Source organism: Oscillospiraceae bacterium MB24-C1, assembly GCA_030913685.1.
GTDB lineage: Bacteria > Bacillota > Clostridia > Oscillospirales > Ruminococcaceae > Yanshouia.
In genome coordinates, this window is record CP133187.1 from 607839 (window position 1) to 626166 (window position 18328).

Sequence of the window (18328 nt, forward strand, 5' to 3'; positions counted from 1 at the left end):
CATTTTCTTATGTTTTTAAAATCGGGAATGGCTTTCCATCTACTACTTCAGGTATGCTTACCCCCAAAAGCAGCGCCAATGTAGGATAAATTGACATCATGTCCCCGCTTATCAGGCGCTCACTGGGCAAAATATCAGGACCAAAGGCGATTAAAGGTGGCTTATTCCCCTTTGCGGGATGATGTCCGTGCATTGCCCGGTAAAACTTATATTCGGAAGATCCAAACGGAATAATAAGCGAATCGGTAAGACTGTTTTGAAAAAGCGTTCCCAAGGTACCCTCTAGAACAAAAGAAAAATCACCTTTCAGATGTTCTTCCCTTTCAACTTCATCAGCTTTATAAACGCGCTCGATATATTGTGGATATCGCATCTGAATATCAAGAAGCGCAGCGTATACTTTTTGCTCTAATTGTTGATCATCGGAGTTGGCCAGCATGATTTGCGTGGAGAAGCCCGCTGAAAAACTGTAAGCGTCGAAGCTCTCGGCTTTTCCGCAGGCATCTATACGGATGAATCCCATATCTTTTAGCAGGACATTCAAATTAAACACGGTATCAATATCAATCTGTCCATGATCACCAAGAATGATAAAATTAGTTTCTTCAAAGGTACCAGCTTCCCGTGTCGCCTGAATAAAGCGTTCGGCGATAATGTCTAGTTGTTTGAGGCAATTGTTTACCTCTCTACCCTGATCACCGTACAAATGCCGAATATGATCCAAATGCACAAGATGACACAACAGCAGATTAGGTTTTTGCTTTTTCAGAATATCCAGCGCAATTTCAACCCCATAATAGACCATATCTTCATTATTAGACCAGTCGTAATGCGCAATATATCTGTCATAATAGTCTCGCATTGCCAAAGGGGAAGAAGCCTTTGCATAAACTTCTTTCGCTTTTTGTTCGCTTCCCCGTACAGGCCATATTTCCGGAATATTATATCCTCGATTGTCCCCCGCTGTAACGGGCCATAAAACCGTCGCTACATTACCCCCCTGTTCCCATACGGTATCCACCAGCGTTTTAACTTTGATATTCTCTTTTTCCCAGTACCAATCTGAGCCCATAATGCTCCAATCAGGATCTTTGGGGTCTATGGAAGCCTTTTGATTGTGAGAAATACCGTGCTTATCAGGGTGTACGCCCGTGATAATGGTGGTATGGATAGGGTAGGTTAGCGTTGGGTAGATTTCTCTGATATGATTTACAACTGATGCTTTTTTAAGAATTTGCGAAAAATAAGGCAACCTTGAAAGTTGCTCCAAATCATTCGTTTGCAAAGCGTCAAAAGACAGTACAACCAGTTTATTGGCCATATTTGCTCCATTCCGCCGCACAGTAACGGCATAATAATGAGATAAAACCATTTCGGACGATAAGCTTCGCTCGATTGCTACAATGGTTTTCGTAGGGAGTTGGAAAAGTAAGCGAAATATTTATCGCTTCTTCTCCAGCTTTTTTAAATAATTATTTTTTTAAGTACTTGTTTATTTTGGTTTCCGCATCAGCTACCGTAGTAGCAATATCGGCGCCGTTGACCCAAATGGCATCCATAACAGCGACAAGCTCGTTGCTGGATTGTGCGTAGCCGGGATTCATCGGACGGCCATGACCAGAACTTTCAAGCTGATCCAGTGCAACCTTAAATTGTGGGGTAGTCTTGTAAAGATTCTGTATACGCTCAGTGGCGGTCGCACTCTTACGACTGGTGACATATCCGGTATATTCGCTCGCATAAGACGATTGCTCTGTGGCGGTCATCCATTTAATAAACTCCCATGCTGCCTCTTTTTCCTTATCCGAAATTTTAGTGGTCATAATCAGATTGCAACCGCCGGTTGGCACGCCGTAATCGGTGTTCTTTGGAATATAGCAAGTATTAACCTCAAAGTTATTTTCCTTAGCTACAGCGATCGCTTTACTCAGGTTTGCCGTGGATGTCATCCACATAGCGCAATTCTGATTCATATAGTCCGCATCCACCTTACTGGAATCAGTGCCTGCAACACAGCGAATATAGCCCTTGTCTTTAAGATCCTTGAAAAACTGCAGAGCAAATTTCGCTTCATTTGTATTGATATTGGTGGTCATCTCATCGTCGCTCAGAATTGAAGAACCGTTTTCAAGCATAAATGCTTCAAAGGTCCAGATGTAAGAATACATGGAAAGTCCATAAGCGCCTGTTTTTTCTTTGATGGTTTTGCAGTACTCAGCCAGCTCATCCCAGGTTTTGGGTCCGTTTAAATCGAGACCGGCTTGTTTAAGCAGCGTTGTGTTCATGTAAAGAATAGGGGTGCTTCTAAGATATGGCAGGCCATACCAAGTATCACTTACCTTGCAGTTTTCCAATAGCCCTTCATAGAAGTCGTTCATATCGATTCCGTCGCGTTTAATATAAGGGCTAAGCGGTTCAAGTACGCCGTTTTCAGCAAAGGTCTTGATTGAAGCAATTTCCATTACAGTAACAGCGGGAGTTGTGCCCGAGACATATGCAGCTTGAAGCTTCTGGTGCAGGTCATCATATGTACCTTGATACTCCGCAGTAACCTCTATCCCTTTTTCTTTGCCCACGGTTTCATTAAACTGCTTGACCAAGTTCTCATTGTTTTCCTGAATTTTATCACTCCAGGAATACCAAAAGATGATTTTGGTAGGCTCACTTTCCGCATCGGTGTTCGAGGAACCTGAAGCACTGCCCTGACTGGCACTGGAACTACCACAGGCCACCAAAGACAGCAGCATTGAAATCGCCATTACAATAGATATTAGTTTTTTCATGTTTAACCTCCGATTAAATTTTGGGGAACCACTTAGATTTTATATCTTTACAAATGCCAACGGCATACTTCTTCAGATTGAGATATTCTTATATCCCATTACTTTTCTCCCGTGTAAGTAAACGCTTTTATGATTTGCTTTTGTGCCAAGAAAAACGCAAGCATTACCGGTATGACTAACAAGACGTTTCCGGCCATGAGGATATGATAGCTAATTCCACTTTCCGACTGTCGCAGCGCGGCAATTCCCACTGGCAAAGTGCGCACCACATTGTTAGTCGTTAACACCAGCGGCCAAAAATAGTCGTTCCAGGTGCTAATAAAGGTAATCAAGGCTAGCGTAACCACCGTTGGACGCACAATAGGCAGCATAATTTTTGCCATGATATCCCATTCACTAGCGTTGTCTAACCGTGCGGCCTCTAAAATTTCCTCCGGTACTTGCTTAAAGGACTGGCGCAGCATAAATATTGCAAACGCACTGCTTGCCGAGGGAAGAATTAGGCTGGCGTAGCTGTTGATCATTCCGGCTTTACTGAACATCAAAAAAACCGGTAGAAATATCAACTGGGCAGGAATCATCATAGTGGCAAGCGTAACCCCGAACAAAAAGCGATCGCCCTTAAATCGGAATCGTGCAAAGGCATAAGCCGCCGGTATGACTGTGATGCATTGGCAAATCAGAATACCCACCGCCACGATAATGCTGTTTTTCAGCATATGGAAAAACGGGATTTTAGCAAATACGGTTAAAAAATTTTGCCATTGCGGGTTTTCTACCCAGAAGACAGGCGGCATTTTGAGTGTTTGCCCTAAATTTTTGATTGAGGTGAGCATCATCCAATAAAACGGTGTAAAAAAGATTAAGATGATAAGAATATTTACCACACTTTTTGTTGCTTTACTTAAAATCGATTCTTTCATAGACTATTACCCTCACCTGTAATAAACGCGGCTGTTTAGCACTTTGAAATATAAGTAAGTGCATACGCCGATAATTGCCATTAAAACTACGCCGATTGCAGAAGCGTTACCAATCTTGTAAAAATTAAATCCATATTGATAAATATTGTATACGAGCGTATTTGTTGAATTCATCGGTCCACCCTGCGTCATAATGTTCACCGTTTCAAACACTTTGAAGGCAGAAATCATATTCATTAGTGTCAAGAAAAAGAGAGTGGGCGATATCATCGGTAGCGTAATTTTGAAAAATACGGTGTGTTTTTTTGCTCTGTCAAGGCTTGCGGCTTCATAAAGATAGGCCGGTATCGTCTGCATAGCGGAGATAAGAATAATTGTGTTGTACCCGATTCCTTTCCAAACCGATACCAAAATTAAGGAAAATAGTGCTACCTTGGGACTGTCCAGCCAGCCAACTGGAGAGATGCCCGCCATTTTAAGAATATAGTTGAGAAGCCCATAGTCGGAGTCCATCAGCCACATCCATATGAATGCCACCGAGACTAGGGAAACAATATGAGGCGTAAAAATGACGCTTTGCATAATGCTGCTAATTTTGGTTTTATTCTTTAGATAAACGGCCAGCGGCAGAGCAAAGCCAACCGAAAATACCACCATAAAAAACGTGTACTGAAATGAATTGCTAACAACCTGCCAGAATTCCATATCACCTATAAGTCCAATAAAATTGTCGAGCCCTACAAACGTCTTTGGGCCGATCATGTTCCACTCAAAAAAGCTGAGATAAACCATGTAACCAATGGGGTAAAGTATAAAAACTGAAAAAACAATCATGGACGGTGCAACCATAATGTAAGGAAGCGTAGCGGAAGCAAACTGCTTTAGTTCCCTGTTAAGGCTTCGATGCTGTCCAAGGTTCACTGAAGAAAAACGTGCATTAGCGGTTATCGCTGTATCCATATTTTGCATTCTTATATACCACCTTTCGCTTAAACATCAATTCGTTGTTCATCGGCATCGAAAAAGAACAGACTATCTTTTTGGACATAAACCGTACATGCACCGTAATCTATCGGGCGGGTATCAAAGCTTTTGACATTAACAACACCACAGGGGGTTTCTACCTTATAGAGAATCTGGTCACCGAGCATTTCTCTAGTGAGGATATCACCTTTAAATGCTATCTCGTTTTCGGCCGGTGAGTTTTTAACGCCGAGTGATGCTTTTTCAGGACGAAAACCAACATGCTGTGCACCTGCTGGGAGAGCATGTCCCATTGAGGCATAAACCTTTGCTTCCAGTATATTCATAGGCGGAGATCCGATAAAACGCGCCGTAAAAACATTGTTGGGCTTTTCATATATCGCCGACGGACTTCCCTTTTGCTTAATTTCCCCCTTATCTAAAAGAATAATTTCTGTCCCCATGGACATGGCTTCCACCTGATCGTGAGTCACGTAAACAAAGGTGGTATTTAGCTTTCGGTAAAGCTCAATGAGGTCGGTGCGAATCTGATTGCGCAGCTTGGCGTCCAAATTCGACAGGGGTTCATCCATTAGAAACACCGACGGTTTTTTAACAATTGCCCTTGCTAGTGCCACCCTTTGACGTTGGCCACCTGAAAGATGCTGAGGTTTGCGTACAAGGTATTCTTCAAGCCCCACCATCTTGGCAATCTCATTGACACGGGTCTCGCGTTCTGCTTTAGGAATTTTGATATTCTTGAGACCAAATTCAATATTTTCCTTTACGTTCATAGTAGGATATAGCGCATAATTTTGAAACACCATGGCGATACGTCGTTCTCCCGGTTGCATATTTTTTACGTTTACGCCATCTATGTAGGTATCGCCCTCTGTTTCCTTTTCGAGCCCAGCGATCATCCGCAAAACAGTGGATTTCCCGCAACCCGAAGGTCCCAAAAGAACAGTAAAACTACCATCTTTGATATTGAGATCCAATTTTTCGATGACGGGAGAGTTAGCCCCATAGGCTTTTGTGATATTCCTCAACTCAATTTTGTTCATGAAGATCTCCATCCATTTATTTTTACTAATTGGATTATATTGTCTTTGTATGAAATCATCACGAATTTCAAGTTAAACTCGCGTTAAGCTGCATTTGTCTATCAATATTCCTTGTTCCCTCATTTTCGTCTAGTGTTTATGATATACTTAAATTCCAGATGCCTATTATTTATATTTGACGAGGTGGTTTTATGACAGCGATAGAAGTACGATTGGAACAGCGTGATGAGATAACTTTATATGGAAATATGGGGACAAACAAACGACAAGACCACCGCAAAAGACATTTCGCATTTGTCGTCAGAATTCCACAAAATGACTGGAACCAAGGACGGTACTGTATTACCTTTTTTGTGCTTTCTAAAAATTACGATGCCAACTTGTATGCTTCGCGTTATGCTCATTTGGTTCGTGTGCAAATTGCAAATACAATATCAACCGTAGGCTTTTTCCCTACCGCCTTTTCGGTATGATATTCGTACTCAAGGTTTTGTGCATAGTAATCACTTTGTGGAAGCCATTTCATGTAAAAGAAGCGTTTCGCTTCTCCAATAGCTAAACCCCATAGCGCACCAAATTTGGGTTTAACCGAAGCAATCGCATATTCGCCACAAGGCAAAATCAATTTACTCAATTTGTCATCTGCAATTAGGCTTCCAATAAATAATCCGGAGTTCCCAGTTATAATTTTATAGCGGGCCTGCAAAGCCACTCTAACGCGCACTCAAAGCACATTTCTTGAGGTATACCGTTTTCCGTTTCAAGCAGCGTATCGCATTCCGGCTTATTTTGGCAAAACGGTATTTTTTCTGCTATAGATTCCGCGACTAAAATTTCTTTTAGTGCTTCATCGCTCATATTTCAGATTTGGTCGGCGTAGCTCATGCCGCCGCAACTGTGTGATATCATTTCTGCGCCTCCATTCTGTTATTTGTCGTCACATTAGCAATTGCCGAACTTTTAAACAGGGGTAGAATTCTCCAGCGACATTTGAGATAATAAAATAAAATGTTTATTTTAGACGAAGGAGAATTTTAGTGAAGAATATTAATTGGAAAATATTAAATTTAGCATTTTGGATAGAGATTGTTTTATCTTATCTTTTACCATTTAAGATAATTGACAATTTTCAATATAAGGTTGGTTTTCCCATACCGTTTATTACTATTTATGATACGGCAATTAGAGTAACCCCCTTGATGTCCATGCAACTAAATCCTCTATCTCTGTTGCTTAATACAATGATTATTTATTTTATTATTTCGTTACCAATAAAAGCGTACTGCAGATTTAAATCCCAATCTAATCGCATAAAATGAACATAACGCAATGCAGGTAAATTATAATTTAACGGATTTCGCCTTCTCAATCCTCGCTTTAAGCGCCTGCAACAGCGCTTCCTGCGAGGGGGTTCGTCCAGCGGCAGCAACACGCGCAAATGCGGCACCGCCGAGGAATACTTTCTAGTTGAATAGACGCAGTACCCACAGCCCAAACCGTCGATTGGCGCAGCACGTCGTTCGCACCGCCCGCCGGGATGTAGTCGAGGTCGAGAGCCAGCACGGCGCTCAATTTCCTTAGATAGCCACTTGGAAAGCTGCGCAATGCTATTCGGGTTATCTAAGCCCGATATAGCTACAGCCTCCTCGCGAAGTGTCGTCGCGGTACTTTCCCCAATTAGGATCGCGCCATCCATCAGCTCAAGATCGACCGCAACACCACACGTGTTGATGATCTAGTCGGTTTCCCACTGCTTTTGCAGCGTGGGCTTTCATTTCGGTGACGGCGTCTTGCCGGTTGTATTCAACAAACAGCTGCCACTTCTCAGGGGCGTGGTGTAACAATGTTATTGAATCCAATTCAGAAGCGGGAATACGAACTGTAGCAACAGCCAAAAAAGTTTTTCCATACTTTAAATTTTGGATGAATAAGAATGATTGTGAATATCTAATTTCAACGCCAGAGGGCGAAGTATTCACGTATAGTAATTATTATGATTCGTATTGGAAGCCGTTGATGGAAACTGTTATATGAGGTATTGTCCACACGATACGCGGCACACATGTATATCATTATTAACCGCTGCTAAAGTAGACGAGCGTTTAATTAAAGAGATTGTCGGTCACAAGGGCAAGGTGTGACGGAGAAGGTTTACATGCACCTTGAGATACAAGAATTAATTAATAAAATATGGTGTGGTCTATACGTACCCTTTTTGACCTACGCGTGTAATCCGAGGTGTTCTAAGACAAACAAAAACCGCATGGATAAAGCATCCATGCGGTTTGTATAGATAATATATTATCTTTTTGAAAACTGCGGGGCACGACGTGCAGCCTTGAGGCCGTACTTCTTACGCTCTTTCATTCTCGGGTCACGGGTGAGAAGGCCAGCCTTCTTGAGGATGGGGCGCATCTCATCAGAAACCTGCAACAGTGCGCGGGAAAGACCATGGCGGATGGCACCAGCCTGGCCAGATACGCCGCCGCCTGCGACGGTGCAGATGATATCATATTTGCCAAGAGTATCGGTCAAAGCCATCGGCTGACGAACAATCAGCTTGAGGGTATCAAGGCCAAAATAATCGTCAATGTCTCTGCCGTTGATGGTGATGCTGCCGCTGCCGGGATAAACTCTTACGCGGGCAACGGAACTCTTTCTGCGGCCTGTGCCGTAGAGATAAGGCTTGCTATCATACATAACTTTCAGTCTCCTCTCTTATTCGTTCCAGGCCTTCGGCTGTTGGGCTTCCTGGTTGTGGTTAGCATCACGATAGATGCGCGCGCGGGTGAGCGCTTTTCTGCCGAGCGTATTGTCCGGCAGCATGCCCTTGACGGCCAACATCATGGCCTTTTCGGGATTGTTCTTCATCAGAGTGGCATAGTTGACCTCTTTAAGGCCGCCGACCCAACCACTGTGGTGACGATAATATTTGTCCTGCAGCTTGTTGCCGGTCAGAACTGCCTTAGCAGCGTTAATGACAACAACATGGTCGCCACAATCAACGTTGGGCGTAAAAATCGGCTTATGCTTGCCGCGCAGAATGCTGGCAACGGTAGTGGCAGTGCGGCCCAGGGGCTTGCCTGCAGCGTCGATAACATACCACTCGCGCTTGATGCCATCTGCCTTCGGAAGAAAGGTTGACATAAGGTGTTTACCTCCTCAAAATTTTGCTTATCTTTGCAATGCTTTACTAGTATAACCATGTCCGCAAAAGCTGTCAAGGCATTATTTTAATTTATCAGCCCACTCTTGCACATTATCTCTCGTTTTCTCTCTGTTTCTCTTCGATTTGCGCGCGCCATTCTATTTTTAGAAAAAATTAAAAAAAGCTGTATTAAAGCGGGTTTGATTGGCTTTTCTCTCTAAACAAGCCTCGCAACACGCCGATAATGCAGCTAAATTAATTCCTTTTAACTCACTTTTAAAACGGGTAGGCCATTCATGCAAAAACTATAGTACAATTACAGCCACAAAACAGTCTTCTGATCATTATTTACTTTGGCACACAGCTAGAATGTAGTCTGGGATACGCTCATACAGGCGATATTCAAATCCCTCCGGCCCGTCTACGGTTCCATCGGCACGCAGCGTAAAGGACGCGTTGAACATATCGGCAGCACTTTTGCCTGTGGCCTTTAGCCAGCTTTCTTTCAAAGCCCACAAGCGGATGACGTCACGGTAATAATCGTGGCTATTATTTAAATACTGCAATTCTTCCTCTGTGCAAAAGCGCGAAACTGCACGCTGAGAAACCGCCACAATTTTTTGAATATCTACACCAATAACCTTTTTATCAATAACGCATGCAGCATACTCCCCACTGTGCGACAGACTAAAGTACAGATCGTTACCAGCCAGATAGGGCTTTCCTTTTTCGGTATAGCAAATATCCACATCCAATACGCCGCATTGTTGCAGCCCATATTTGAGCAGAAGACCCGCCGACAGCGACGCCGCCCGAGTTTTCTCATCTCGAATGCCTTGCGCTTTTTTTCGCCGCTCGGGTAGGCTCAGAGCCATGACGCGTACAAGCAAGTCGGGGTCGTATTTAATATGGCAGCATAAAAGCATCGTTTCTCTCTCCTTTTTATCCTAAATCGGCGGTGCGCATAGAATAGTATAGTATCAGTATTAAATCATGTATGGGGGATTAACGGACGGCTCAGAATAATAACTACGGCGCCACAAATATGACAATGGCCGCCATCGTTATTGGTCTTTCCATCACCGAAAACATGTCCGCCGACGACCAAAACATTGTAGCCAACCTTTTGTTCGCAGCCGCTCAGGCCATTTCCACCCGTGCATCGCTGATACATGAAGAGCAACCAGAGATTACCCCTATCAATTAAGCATATATAATTTTCATAAATTACAATTCCGAAGCATAAAAATTAATATTCCAGTTGACACCACAGGTAATAAATGGTATGATAAGAAAATCAGAAGTATTTTGCTTCGGGCCAATTTTGGCAGCGTGTGATATCGCGGGACAGTGACCTTACATACACTAAGGTTGCTGTCTTTTTTATACACACCTACACCGGAGCCAAGGGGTGTTTTTATGATGGATGATTTACAAAAGCAAAAATTAGCTTTGCGTGTCTCAACGGTAAGCATAATGGGCAACGTGCTGTTGACGGTCGCCAAGTTGGCGGCTGGTATTATTGCACATTCTTCAGCGATGGTCTCAGACGCAGTGCATTCCGCCTCGGATATCATAAGCACTGTTGTAGTGATTTGGGGTGTACGCCTCTCAGCGCAGCGCGAGGACGCCGAGCATCCCTATGGGCATGAGCGCATGGAATCGGCGGCGGCAGTCGCGCTGGCCGGCCTGCTGATGGCTACTGGCGTCTACATCGGGCTGGGCGGGGTCAAGACCATTTTAACTGGCCTTTCAGGCGGATTTGTCGTGCCAGGCTTTCTGGCGTTGGCAGCGGCGGTTATTTCAATCGCTGTCAAGGAGATGATGTACCACTACACCCGCGCCGCAGCCAAAAAAGCCGATTCGGCCTCGCTCATGGCGGATGCCTGGCATCACCGTTCAGACGCACTGTCTTCAGTCGGCTCACTCATCGGCATCGGTGGAGCGCTGCTAGGTTTTCCAATCATGGATCCCATCGCCTGCGTCATCATCTCGGTTGTCATCGTCAAGGTTTCCTTCGACATTGCCCGGCAGGCGTTTGACCAGATGTTAGATCGCGCCTGCGAGCCTGCCCTGCAAACACAGATGCGTGATATTGTGATGGCACAGCAAGGCGTTCTGCGGCTTGACAGCCTGACCACCCGAAAATTCGGCTCTAAAATTTATGTCGATGTTAGCATCGCAGCGGACGGCGCCTTGAGCGTAAAAGAAGGGCACGACATCGCTCAAGCGGTGCACGAGCAGATTGAGCTGCATTTCCCCGCTGTCAAACACTGTATGGTGCATGTCAACCCTTACCCGGCCAAAGATTCGGAGCCTTAACCGAATCGACCGACGGATTTCGGTATCTAAGCAGGTGACGGTGGCATGTTGCTCATCAAAAAGCGGCAAGCCATCAGACGTCCGCCGGGTATAATAGCTATAATGTGGCTATTATACCCGCTTTTTTTTACCCTGACCAGTCCAATTATGCCCAAATTTTATCAAAAGTGTGTGGTTCTCTTTGTTTGCAGGCAACATCCTTTGCCGCCGCTCTAGCTTAATTCTTTTTTTCCTACGCTAAGTGTGATAGAATGAAGTGTATATTTGGTGAAATTTTTGGTTGATGCGGGCAACAATATGTCCTTATTTATACACTATTTTACCGGATAATGATTTAGTAAATTGAAAGGAGACGGGCGACGCTTGGATAATATCATCACCATAAAGGGCCTCTCCAAAACATATCGCGTCGGAGCTGAAAAGGTCAAGGCGCTCAGCAATATCAATCTCGCCATCGGCAAAGGGGAAATCTGCTGCATCCTCGGCACCTCTGGGTCGGGAAAATCAACGCTATTAAACCAGCTAGCCGGGCTAGAAAAACCCACTGCGGGCAGCGTCTACATAGGCAAAACCAATATCTCGCGCCTAACCGAAGATCAGCTTGCCGGTTTTCGGCAAAAGTATGTCGGCTTTGTGTTTCAGTCCTATAACCTGATACCCTCGATGACCGCTACAGAAAACGTAGCAATGCCATTGTTGTTTCGCGGGGTGCCGCGCGAGGTGCGCGACCGTGAATCGCTGCAAATGCTAAAAAAAGTGGGGCTGGGCAACCGGGCGCGGCATAAGCCTTCAGAGATGTCCGGTGGACAACAGCAGCGCGTAGGCATTGCCAGAGCCTTTGTGGCAAAGCCGAAGATCGTCTTTGCGGACGAACCAACCGGTAACCTCGATAGCCGCACCACGCTGGAGGTTATGCGTTTGCTTATCGAAATGGCGCACGACAACGGTATCACCTTTGTGCTGGTTACGCACGACAATGAATTAGCACGTTACGCCGACCGTATTATTACGATACGCGACGGCATGGTCATCAGCGACGAAACGAATCCTCACCCGGCCTACCTTGATCCGGTTCCAGTCGGCGAAGCGTCCACAAAAACGTTACCGTCGCTGGAGGACGTACAACCAGAAGCGCCGTCCCTATCTGTAGAAGACGCCGTCGAAGGCACTGAGGCCGCCGCACAGTCAAACATAGCCCCGGCACCAGACAACAACGTGCAGCCGCCAAACGAGACACAGGCCGAAGTCGCCGAACCAAAGCCCCTAGCAGATAATCAGCCCGAAATCGCTGCGCAGTCACCCCCGGGCAAGACCCAACCCAAGCCCAACGAGCCGCAGAGCGAACCGACGACAGAGGGCAAAACTGATGAATAACAGCAAGGAGAGAACACGCTTGAATATGATAAAAAGACTGTTTTGTTTACTGGTTGTGGTAATGATGGTGGCGGCTATGCTGCCCGCAACGGCGTTAGCCGTCAGTAAAGAGGCCGTCAATGTGGAAAACCACGGCCTTTCAATTAGCGGATATCCTAACTCGGCGTTGCCGATTGGCAGTGGTTACAGGCTGTGGGTAGAAGAACCTAACCCTGGAAGTATGGTGCTAAAACTCAGCGGCCCGAGTAGCGCGGTCGATCCAAAATACGATGACCAGACCATCTATTATAATCTCGGTAGCCAAAGCTACGTTATTTGGAACGGTATTACCATTACACGTAGTAGTGCGTACGATGGCTGGACTCCTGATCAATACTGCACGTTCAACGTTGTTGATGACGACAGCGACACAACCGTCAGCTCAAACAACATCACTCTGCTCGATTTTACCAAGCGAAAAATAACAAAAAACCAAGCCATTAACCCCACTTTTCAAATAGTCGACTACAATGTAGAGGATTCCGAGGTGGCATCCGACACTCTCCCCTACCTCACTGGCTACAACTCCAACGCCTCTTTTTCGTTATTAAGCACTGCTAAAGATCGACTTATCATAGAGCGTGTCCCCAATCCCGCAAGCGGCAAATTTACCTTTAAAATTACTTTACCGCTTAAATACACCGGCACCGGCAATAGTCTGTCCTTCACATTAGCATACCGCACCGACAGCGATTCCTTGCGCACACTGGATTGCACCACCACGATTCCATATACCGAAGAGTATAAAGACGATGACGATGACGATGATGACGATAATGACTCCGACTCCCCCGTCCCCTACATCATCGTAGATAGCTACTCCTACGGCGGCAACAGCGTGACGGCGGGCGATGAATTTACCTTAAAGCTGAGGCTTCGCAATACCAGCACTACAAACTCCCTTGTCAACATCGTCATGAACATCTCACCGATGGGTGTGTTCTCAATGGCCAGCTCGTCAAACACCTTCTTTATCAATCAGCTTCAAGCTGGTAGTGTAATAGAACGTGAAATTACGCTAAAGGCTGGACTGACCAAAGTAACCGACGACGACGACGCCAACTCCATTGACATGAAATTTACATACCAGTACGCCGGAACCGACGTTAAAAAACTAGAATCGGGCACCTCCAACGAAAGCATTACCCTGCCAGTAGATTTTCCTGATCGGTTCGAGTTAGGCGTTCCCGAGTCAGACGACGCCGCCTATATTGGCGAGGATTTTTATATCTCGGTGCCGATGGTCAACAAAGGGCGTAGCGGGGTTTATAACCTCACCGCTTTTGTCCGTGGCGACGGCCTCAAAAACCCGGGTCAAACTCAATACATCGGCAATCTAAACGCCGGTACTGAGTCAAGCGCAGACTTTTCGTTGCAATATCTCGAGCCCGGCGATTACAGCGGCGAAATCGTCGTCACTTATGAGGATGCCAACATGAATCCCAAGGAAATGATCTCGGTCTTTAATGTCACTGTTGAGGACATGTGGGGTGGCGAGCCGATGGAGCCGGAATTTCCCGATGGCTTTGACCCCAACGAGCCAGCCGAGCCGACGAATACCGAGCCGGAGAACGACCCCGTTCGACCCGTCAAAATTGTCGTCGGTCTCATCGTCTGTGCTATGAGTGCCTATGTGACCATCCAGAAGGCCAAAGCCAAGAGGAGTATCTATTTAGATGAAGACCTTTGATATCATCCAGATGTGCCTACGTAATCTGATCAGGCGCAAATACCGTACCTTGCTGACCTTGATCGGCGTGGTCGCGGGCACCTGCGCCGTTGTGCTGATGATTGCGGTAGGCCTCGGTATGAAAGCCAATCAGGAAGAGCAGCTGGCACAGATGGGCGACTTGACCATCATTGAGGTATATAGTTATGGTCAGACCGATAAATTGGGCAACAAAGTGATCATGGACGACGCCATGGTCGAGAAAATCAGATCAATGCCCGGCGTTTTGACCGCAACACCGCTTTATCGTCCCCAAAATCTAAGTGCGCAGCTCTTCGCTGGTAAAAACGAGCGATATATGACCTATTTTTACAACGTCATCGGTGTATATCCTGACGCCCTTCCCCTTCTGGGTTATGAGCTAATGGAGGGCACATGGGAGGATGCGTTTGCAGCGCCATATTCCATTGTCATGGGGCAATACGGCGCCTACAACCTTCAGGATACTCGAAAAAAGCGCGGCAATAACCGCGTGGACCCCTACCCCGACCGCTTTGGTAACATCTCCGATCCGTTTGTCAATATGTTGGAAAGCAAGCTGCTCATCCGTCTGCAACAGGAAAGCGAAAGCGCAAAAAAGATCGAATATAAGCCCAAGGTCACTGCCGTAATGAAAGAGGATTGGCAACGCGGCTATGAGACCTCACGCGGCATGTTTATGTCCATTACCGATTTAAAAAAGATGGAGGCCGACTACATGAAGGCCAACAAGATTAAAGTGGACAGAAACAACAATAACGGCTATGAAGAGACCAAGGTTAAGGTCACCGATATTAATTACGTCGATACGGTGCAGACCGCCATTGACGATATGGGCTTTGACACCTGGTCGATGGAAAGCATCCGCAAACCAATGGTTGAGCAGACCAAAAAAACTCAGATTTTCCTTGGGATGATCGCAGGCGTTTCGCTTTTTGTCGCATCGCTGGGCATCATCAACACCATGCTAATGAGTGTGTATGAGCGCACCCGCGAAATTGGCGTTATGAAGGTAGTCGGCTGTCACGTCAAGGATATCCGCACCCTGTTTCTTATGGAAGCCGGTTGCATCGGCCTGCTCGGCGGTATCGTAGGTATTGTTTTAAGTGGCTCTATTGCTTACCTGGTCAATTACATGGGCCTGAGCATTAGTTTCGGCACAGACATTTTCGGCAGAGGCGACGGCCCAGCGCAGATGTTCATCATCACACCGTGGCTTGTTATGCTGGCTCTGGTATTTTCAACCCTTATCGGCATTCTCTCTGGCTACTACCCGGCCAACCGCGCTGTTAAAATTTCGGCTCTAACCGCCATTAAACAAGAATAGTATGTATTGTTTATAGTTTTAAAAGGCCCTGATGCGGACAAAAGTCTACATCAGGGCCTTTTAAAACTATATTTTGCGTATGGTACAAGGTATGGTACGGCCATTTAACCGCCCGCTAGATTGCGAATTTCGATATGCTGATCCCAATCCCAAAGGCTTTGATAGCGAATTGAAGCACGTAACGCCTTATCAGCGGCTTCGCTGAATTCACCATAGTTTGGAACACTGATCTCCGCACCCAAGCCTTTAACATAATCGAAGCCCCTTTGTTCCTGCTGCAAAACCAACTCATCATTCGCCGCAATAGAATAGGCCACCGCCTCGGTAAGAACCGCTTGTTCAAAAGAGGTCAATAATTCCTTTGCTGGTTGAGACAGTACCAACCAGTTTACCCGCGCACGATGAAAGCTTTTGCATACCGAGAATTGGGAGTTTTCCTTAGGAGCACTCAGTTCTTCGAGGGCCAATGTATCACATTCCATAACCGCATTATCACGATTGCGTCCAAAGTTCAACAACAGATATTCGCTGCTGCGCTCCTTAACCGTGGCGCCGACCGCCTTGAGCACTTCGGCAAGCACCGGATCCTCCAAAATGTTGACTGTACTGTCCTGGAACTGGTCAACGGTATCAAATAGCTTATCACGCGATGAGAGAATCACGCTATTTCCATCGTAAAAAGCGCCTATCGGCATTGCGTTCATCAAGCTAAGGTTCTTCTCTCTTATGATATCATAAAAGTTCTTGGAATTCAGCGTTAAGGTCAGATGCTTATAGTCATAAAAATAGAATGGTGAAATATAAGAGTTAAAGTTACCGTTTGCCCGCACAAGCTCCGTCGTAGGGGCAAAAATTAGTTCACAGCCATTGTCGAGTGAGCCAAGCAAATCGTCGCTCTCCACCACTTTGACAATCAGCTGTCCGCCGGAAATTTGACGTACCTTTTTGGCGAAACAATCCACACCGGCCTGCCCATGAGAAGAGATATCCGTCTTAACCGCCAAGGTCAATATACGAACCTCTTTCCCTATTTCTGCGTACTCATCCTTGCCGCACCCGCCCAGCAGGCACAGCATCAGTATCATACACAGAAAAGCCAACCGTTTTTTCATGATTTCTCCTGCTGCTGCCCGGTTGCCGATTGTGCCTGCTGCTGATCTTCTACCCGGGTCATATCCTCCGGTTCAGCCTCCGACTCTGGCGGAACATAGGTACGGCTTGGCAACGAGGCAAGCTCCTGAATTCTGACTGCGGTATGTGCCGCAGCGATGTTATTGATAAACAACAGCTCATTGACGTTAAACTCATTAAGCACGTCGTAAAAGCTTTTTTCTAGATAACGCTGGTCAATCACCACAACCGTTTCATAATGATTCACCAAAAACGGAATAAACGCGTTACCAAAGGATTCTTTAACCACAGCGATGCGTCGACCATTCTTTATTTCAGTATCAATAACCGTCACAGGGAAATCACCGTGCATAAACACCGAATAAGAATTATAGCTTTGGGCATATTCGCCATAGAGCGAAATTCTGATAGCGGTTTCGGGCGAACCCTTTCGGTACTGATAACATTTATAAGCCGTTGGCATGATGTAATAATCCACATGATCGGGCCTACTGGCCATTCTGGAGTTTTGCGTCTGTGAATAAAGCGTCCCCAAAAAATTATCCAGCGTCCGCTTTTCCATTTTCTCAAGCGGTACCGGCTCAAAACCAGCTGCCTTGGCAAACTCAGCATAAGCATAGTATGCGCCCAAAGTGCTCCAATGATGATCGGTACGATAGTACAAATATTCGTCCTTGTGCTGTGAAAGCATCTCATATACATCTACCCAAGTGATAGCCGGATCAAGCGAGGCCGCAATGTTCTCCAGTCGGGACTTCTGTGGTGTCGTAACACTTTGAAATTGCTCGGGCAAATTAAATTCAATCGAAGAAGGAACCACGAGATTATAAAGTTTAATATGATCGCCGAGCACATTCTGATAAGTATTAAGCACCTGTGCATACCACTGTCCCATCCGGTTACTGCCGCCAAAGATGGTGTATCCGATGTCCTTGTAGATGAATATTGCACCCATTCGGACACCCTCGTCAACAGAATCCACACCTCCAACTTCGTCAACAGGCAAAAACGGCATAGTAGGGTCACTTGCCGCAGCTGCTGGCGGGGCAATGTCCGCTCGATTTACAACATTTGTACCTTCTGAACTTTCTTCAGATGGCAGAACTTCTTGAACTTCAGCACCCTGTGTCTCTTCAGGCCCCGAAGAAGCTGCCGGTAAAACTACAGGAGCCGCCGAATGTTCCGGCAGCAAGGGAAGATTTGAATCTATAGAAGATTTCTGCTCCGAAGTATCGTAGAACCAAACCTCGTTAAAGCGAAAACCTCTGTGTTCTCGAATCGCGCCGGCCAAATGCATAAGGTTCTCCCGCGCGGGAAAGGTATCGGCAAAATAAGTTGAAAGCTGCTTGGTGTATTGTCCGTGTAACAAAGAAGAAAGCGAAAACGCAGGCAGCGGTGCCAATTCGCGCTTTTCTATTTCTGACACGGTCGGGCGATTACCATACAAAACCGAAACTGTGCCCACCGCTGCAAGGATAACGGTGATTAGCAGCACATTAAATGCCGGCAATATAGGGAATCCTCGTTTTTCATTCTTCTTATTCAT

Annotated in this window: 17 protein-coding genes; 5 read left to right on the forward strand and 12 right to left on the reverse strand. The window is 45.9% G+C overall.

The annotated features are described in order from the left end of the window. Window positions 1-7: 7 nt before the first annotated feature. The 10 genes from RBH76_03010 to RBH76_03055 form a co-directional block, all read right to left on the reverse strand. Window positions 8-1321: an alkaline phosphatase family protein gene (locus RBH76_03010; GenBank protein ID WMJ84410.1), complete on the reverse strand. Its 1314-nt coding sequence runs from the start codon at window positions 1319-1321 to the stop codon at window positions 8-10. Window positions 1322-1472: 151 nt separating this feature from the next. Further along, window positions 1473-2783, reverse strand: coding sequence for an ABC transporter substrate-binding protein (locus RBH76_03015; protein ID WMJ84411.1), 1311 nt, complete (start codon window positions 2781-2783; stop codon window positions 1473-1475). A 98-nt stretch (window positions 2784-2881) separates the two neighbouring features. Further along, window positions 2882-3706 (reverse strand): carbohydrate ABC transporter permease, encoded by an 825-nt coding sequence (locus RBH76_03020; protein WMJ84412.1) that lies wholly within the window; start codon window positions 3704-3706, stop codon window positions 2882-2884. 12 nt (window positions 3707-3718) lie between these two features. Then, a complete protein-coding gene (locus tag RBH76_03025) occupies window positions 3719-4675 on the reverse strand; it encodes a sugar ABC transporter permease (protein ID WMJ84413.1) in 957 nt (318 codons plus the stop codon). Window positions 4676-4695: 20 nt separating this feature from the next. Then, window positions 4696-5733 carry an ATP-binding cassette domain-containing protein gene (locus RBH76_03030; GenBank protein WMJ84414.1) on the reverse strand — a complete coding sequence of 346 codons (1038 nt, stop codon included), beginning with the start codon at window positions 5731-5733 and terminating at the stop codon, window positions 4696-4698. A 400-nt stretch (window positions 5734-6133) separates the two neighbouring features. Further along, complete coding sequence (locus tag RBH76_03035; protein WMJ84415.1) at window positions 6134-6445, reverse strand: hypothetical protein; 312 nt, start codon at window positions 6443-6445, stop codon at window positions 6134-6136. A 665-nt stretch (window positions 6446-7110) separates the two neighbouring features. Further along, on the reverse strand, window positions 7111-7296 hold the full coding sequence (locus RBH76_03040; protein ID WMJ84416.1) for a hypothetical protein: 186 nt from the start codon (window positions 7294-7296) through the stop codon (window positions 7111-7113). A 738-nt stretch (window positions 7297-8034) separates the two neighbouring features. Beyond that, window positions 8035-8433 (reverse strand): 30S ribosomal protein S9, encoded by a 399-nt coding sequence (rpsI, locus tag RBH76_03045; protein ID WMJ84417.1) that lies wholly within the window; start codon window positions 8431-8433, stop codon window positions 8035-8037. Window positions 8434-8451: 18 nt separating this feature from the next. After that, window positions 8452-8880 carry a 50S ribosomal protein L13 gene (gene rplM / locus RBH76_03050; GenBank protein WMJ84418.1) on the reverse strand — a complete coding sequence of 143 codons (429 nt, stop codon included), beginning with the start codon at window positions 8878-8880 and terminating at the stop codon, window positions 8452-8454. 345 nt (window positions 8881-9225) lie between these two features. Then, window positions 9226-9807 carry a 4'-phosphopantetheinyl transferase superfamily protein gene (locus RBH76_03055; GenBank protein ID WMJ84419.1) on the reverse strand — a complete coding sequence of 194 codons (582 nt, stop codon included), beginning with the start codon at window positions 9805-9807 and terminating at the stop codon, window positions 9226-9228. Window positions 9808-9926: 119 nt separating this feature from the next. Here RBH76_03055 and RBH76_03060 point away from each other — a divergent pair, with 119 nt between their 5' ends. The 5 genes from RBH76_03060 (at window position 9927) to RBH76_03080 (ending at window position 15651) form a co-directional block, all read left to right on the forward strand. Then, window positions 9927-10088 (forward strand): hypothetical protein, encoded by a 162-nt coding sequence (locus RBH76_03060; protein ID WMJ84420.1) that lies wholly within the window; start codon window positions 9927-9929, stop codon window positions 10086-10088. Between the two features lie 212 nt (window positions 10089-10300). Next, window positions 10301-11203: a cation diffusion facilitator family transporter gene (locus tag RBH76_03065; GenBank protein ID WMJ84421.1), complete on the forward strand. Its 903-nt coding sequence runs from the start codon at window positions 10301-10303 to the stop codon at window positions 11201-11203. A gap of 363 nt (window positions 11204-11566) precedes the next feature. Then, a complete protein-coding gene (locus RBH76_03070; GenBank protein ID WMJ84422.1) occupies window positions 11567-12577 on the forward strand; it encodes an ATP-binding cassette domain-containing protein in 1011 nt (336 codons plus the stop codon). Between the two features lie 19 nt (window positions 12578-12596). Next, window positions 12597-14306 (forward strand): hypothetical protein, encoded by a 1710-nt coding sequence (locus tag RBH76_03075; protein WMJ84423.1) that lies wholly within the window; start codon window positions 12597-12599, stop codon window positions 14304-14306. Continuing rightward, window positions 14293-15651, forward strand: a complete 1359-nt coding sequence (locus RBH76_03080) for an ABC transporter permease (GenBank protein WMJ84424.1) — start codon at window positions 14293-14295, stop codon at window positions 15649-15651. The genes RBH76_03075 and RBH76_03080 overlap by 14 nt, the downstream gene beginning before the upstream one ends. Before the next feature lie 104 nt (window positions 15652-15755). On the opposite strand, the gene RBH76_03085 is transcribed toward RBH76_03080, so the two are convergent. Next, the gene (locus RBH76_03085) at window positions 15756-16763 is read right to left on the reverse strand and encodes a hypothetical protein (protein ID WMJ84425.1); all 1008 of its coding nucleotides are present in this window, start codon (window positions 16761-16763) and stop codon (window positions 15756-15758) included. Next, on the reverse strand, window positions 16760-18328 hold the full coding sequence (locus RBH76_03090) for a DHHW family protein (GenBank protein WMJ84426.1): 1569 nt from the start codon (window positions 18326-18328) through the stop codon (window positions 16760-16762). Before RBH76_03090 ends, RBH76_03085 begins: the two co-directional genes overlap by 4 nt.

Bases quoted from the DNA above. Each gene is read 5' to 3' on its own strand.
- RBH76_03010 (WMJ84410.1), bottom strand. From the start codon at position 1,321: ATGGCCAATAAACTGGTTGTACTGTCTTTTGACGCTTTGCAAACGAAT.
- RBH76_03015 (WMJ84411.1), bottom strand. From the start codon at position 2,783: ATGAAAAAACTAATATCTATTGTAATGGCGATTTCAATGCTGCTGTCT.
- RBH76_03020 (WMJ84412.1), bottom strand. From the start codon at position 3,706: ATGAAAGAATCGATTTTAAGTAAAGCAACAAAAAGTGTGGTAAATATT.
- RBH76_03025 (WMJ84413.1), bottom strand. From the start codon at position 4,675: ATGCAAAATATGGATACAGCGATAACCGCTAATGCACGTTTTTCTTCA.
- RBH76_03030 (WMJ84414.1), bottom strand. From the start codon at position 5,733: ATGAACAAAATTGAGTTGAGGAATATCACAAAAGCCTATGGGGCTAAC.
- rpsI (WMJ84417.1), bottom strand. From the start codon at position 8,433: ATGTATGATAGCAAGCCTTATCTCTACGGCACAGGCCGCAGAAAGAGT.
- rplM (WMJ84418.1), bottom strand. From the start codon at position 8,880: ATGTCAACCTTTCTTCCGAAGGCAGATGGCATCAAGCGCGAGTGGTAT.
- RBH76_03055 (WMJ84419.1), bottom strand. From the start codon at position 9,807: ATGCTTTTATGCTGCCATATTAAATACGACCCCGACTTGCTTGTACGC.
- RBH76_03060 (WMJ84420.1), top strand. From the start codon at position 9,927: ATGACAATGGCCGCCATCGTTATTGGTCTTTCCATCACCGAAAACATG.
- RBH76_03065 (WMJ84421.1), top strand. From the start codon at position 10,301: ATGATGGATGATTTACAAAAGCAAAAATTAGCTTTGCGTGTCTCAACG.
- RBH76_03080 (WMJ84424.1), top strand. From the start codon at position 14,293: ATGAAGACCTTTGATATCATCCAGATGTGCCTACGTAATCTGATCAGG.
- RBH76_03085 (WMJ84425.1), bottom strand. From the start codon at position 16,763: ATGAAAAAACGGTTGGCTTTTCTGTGTATGATACTGATGCTGTGCCTG.
- RBH76_03090 (WMJ84426.1), bottom strand. From the start codon at position 18,328: ATGAATAAGAAGAATGAAAAACGAGGATTCCCTATATTGCCGGCATTT.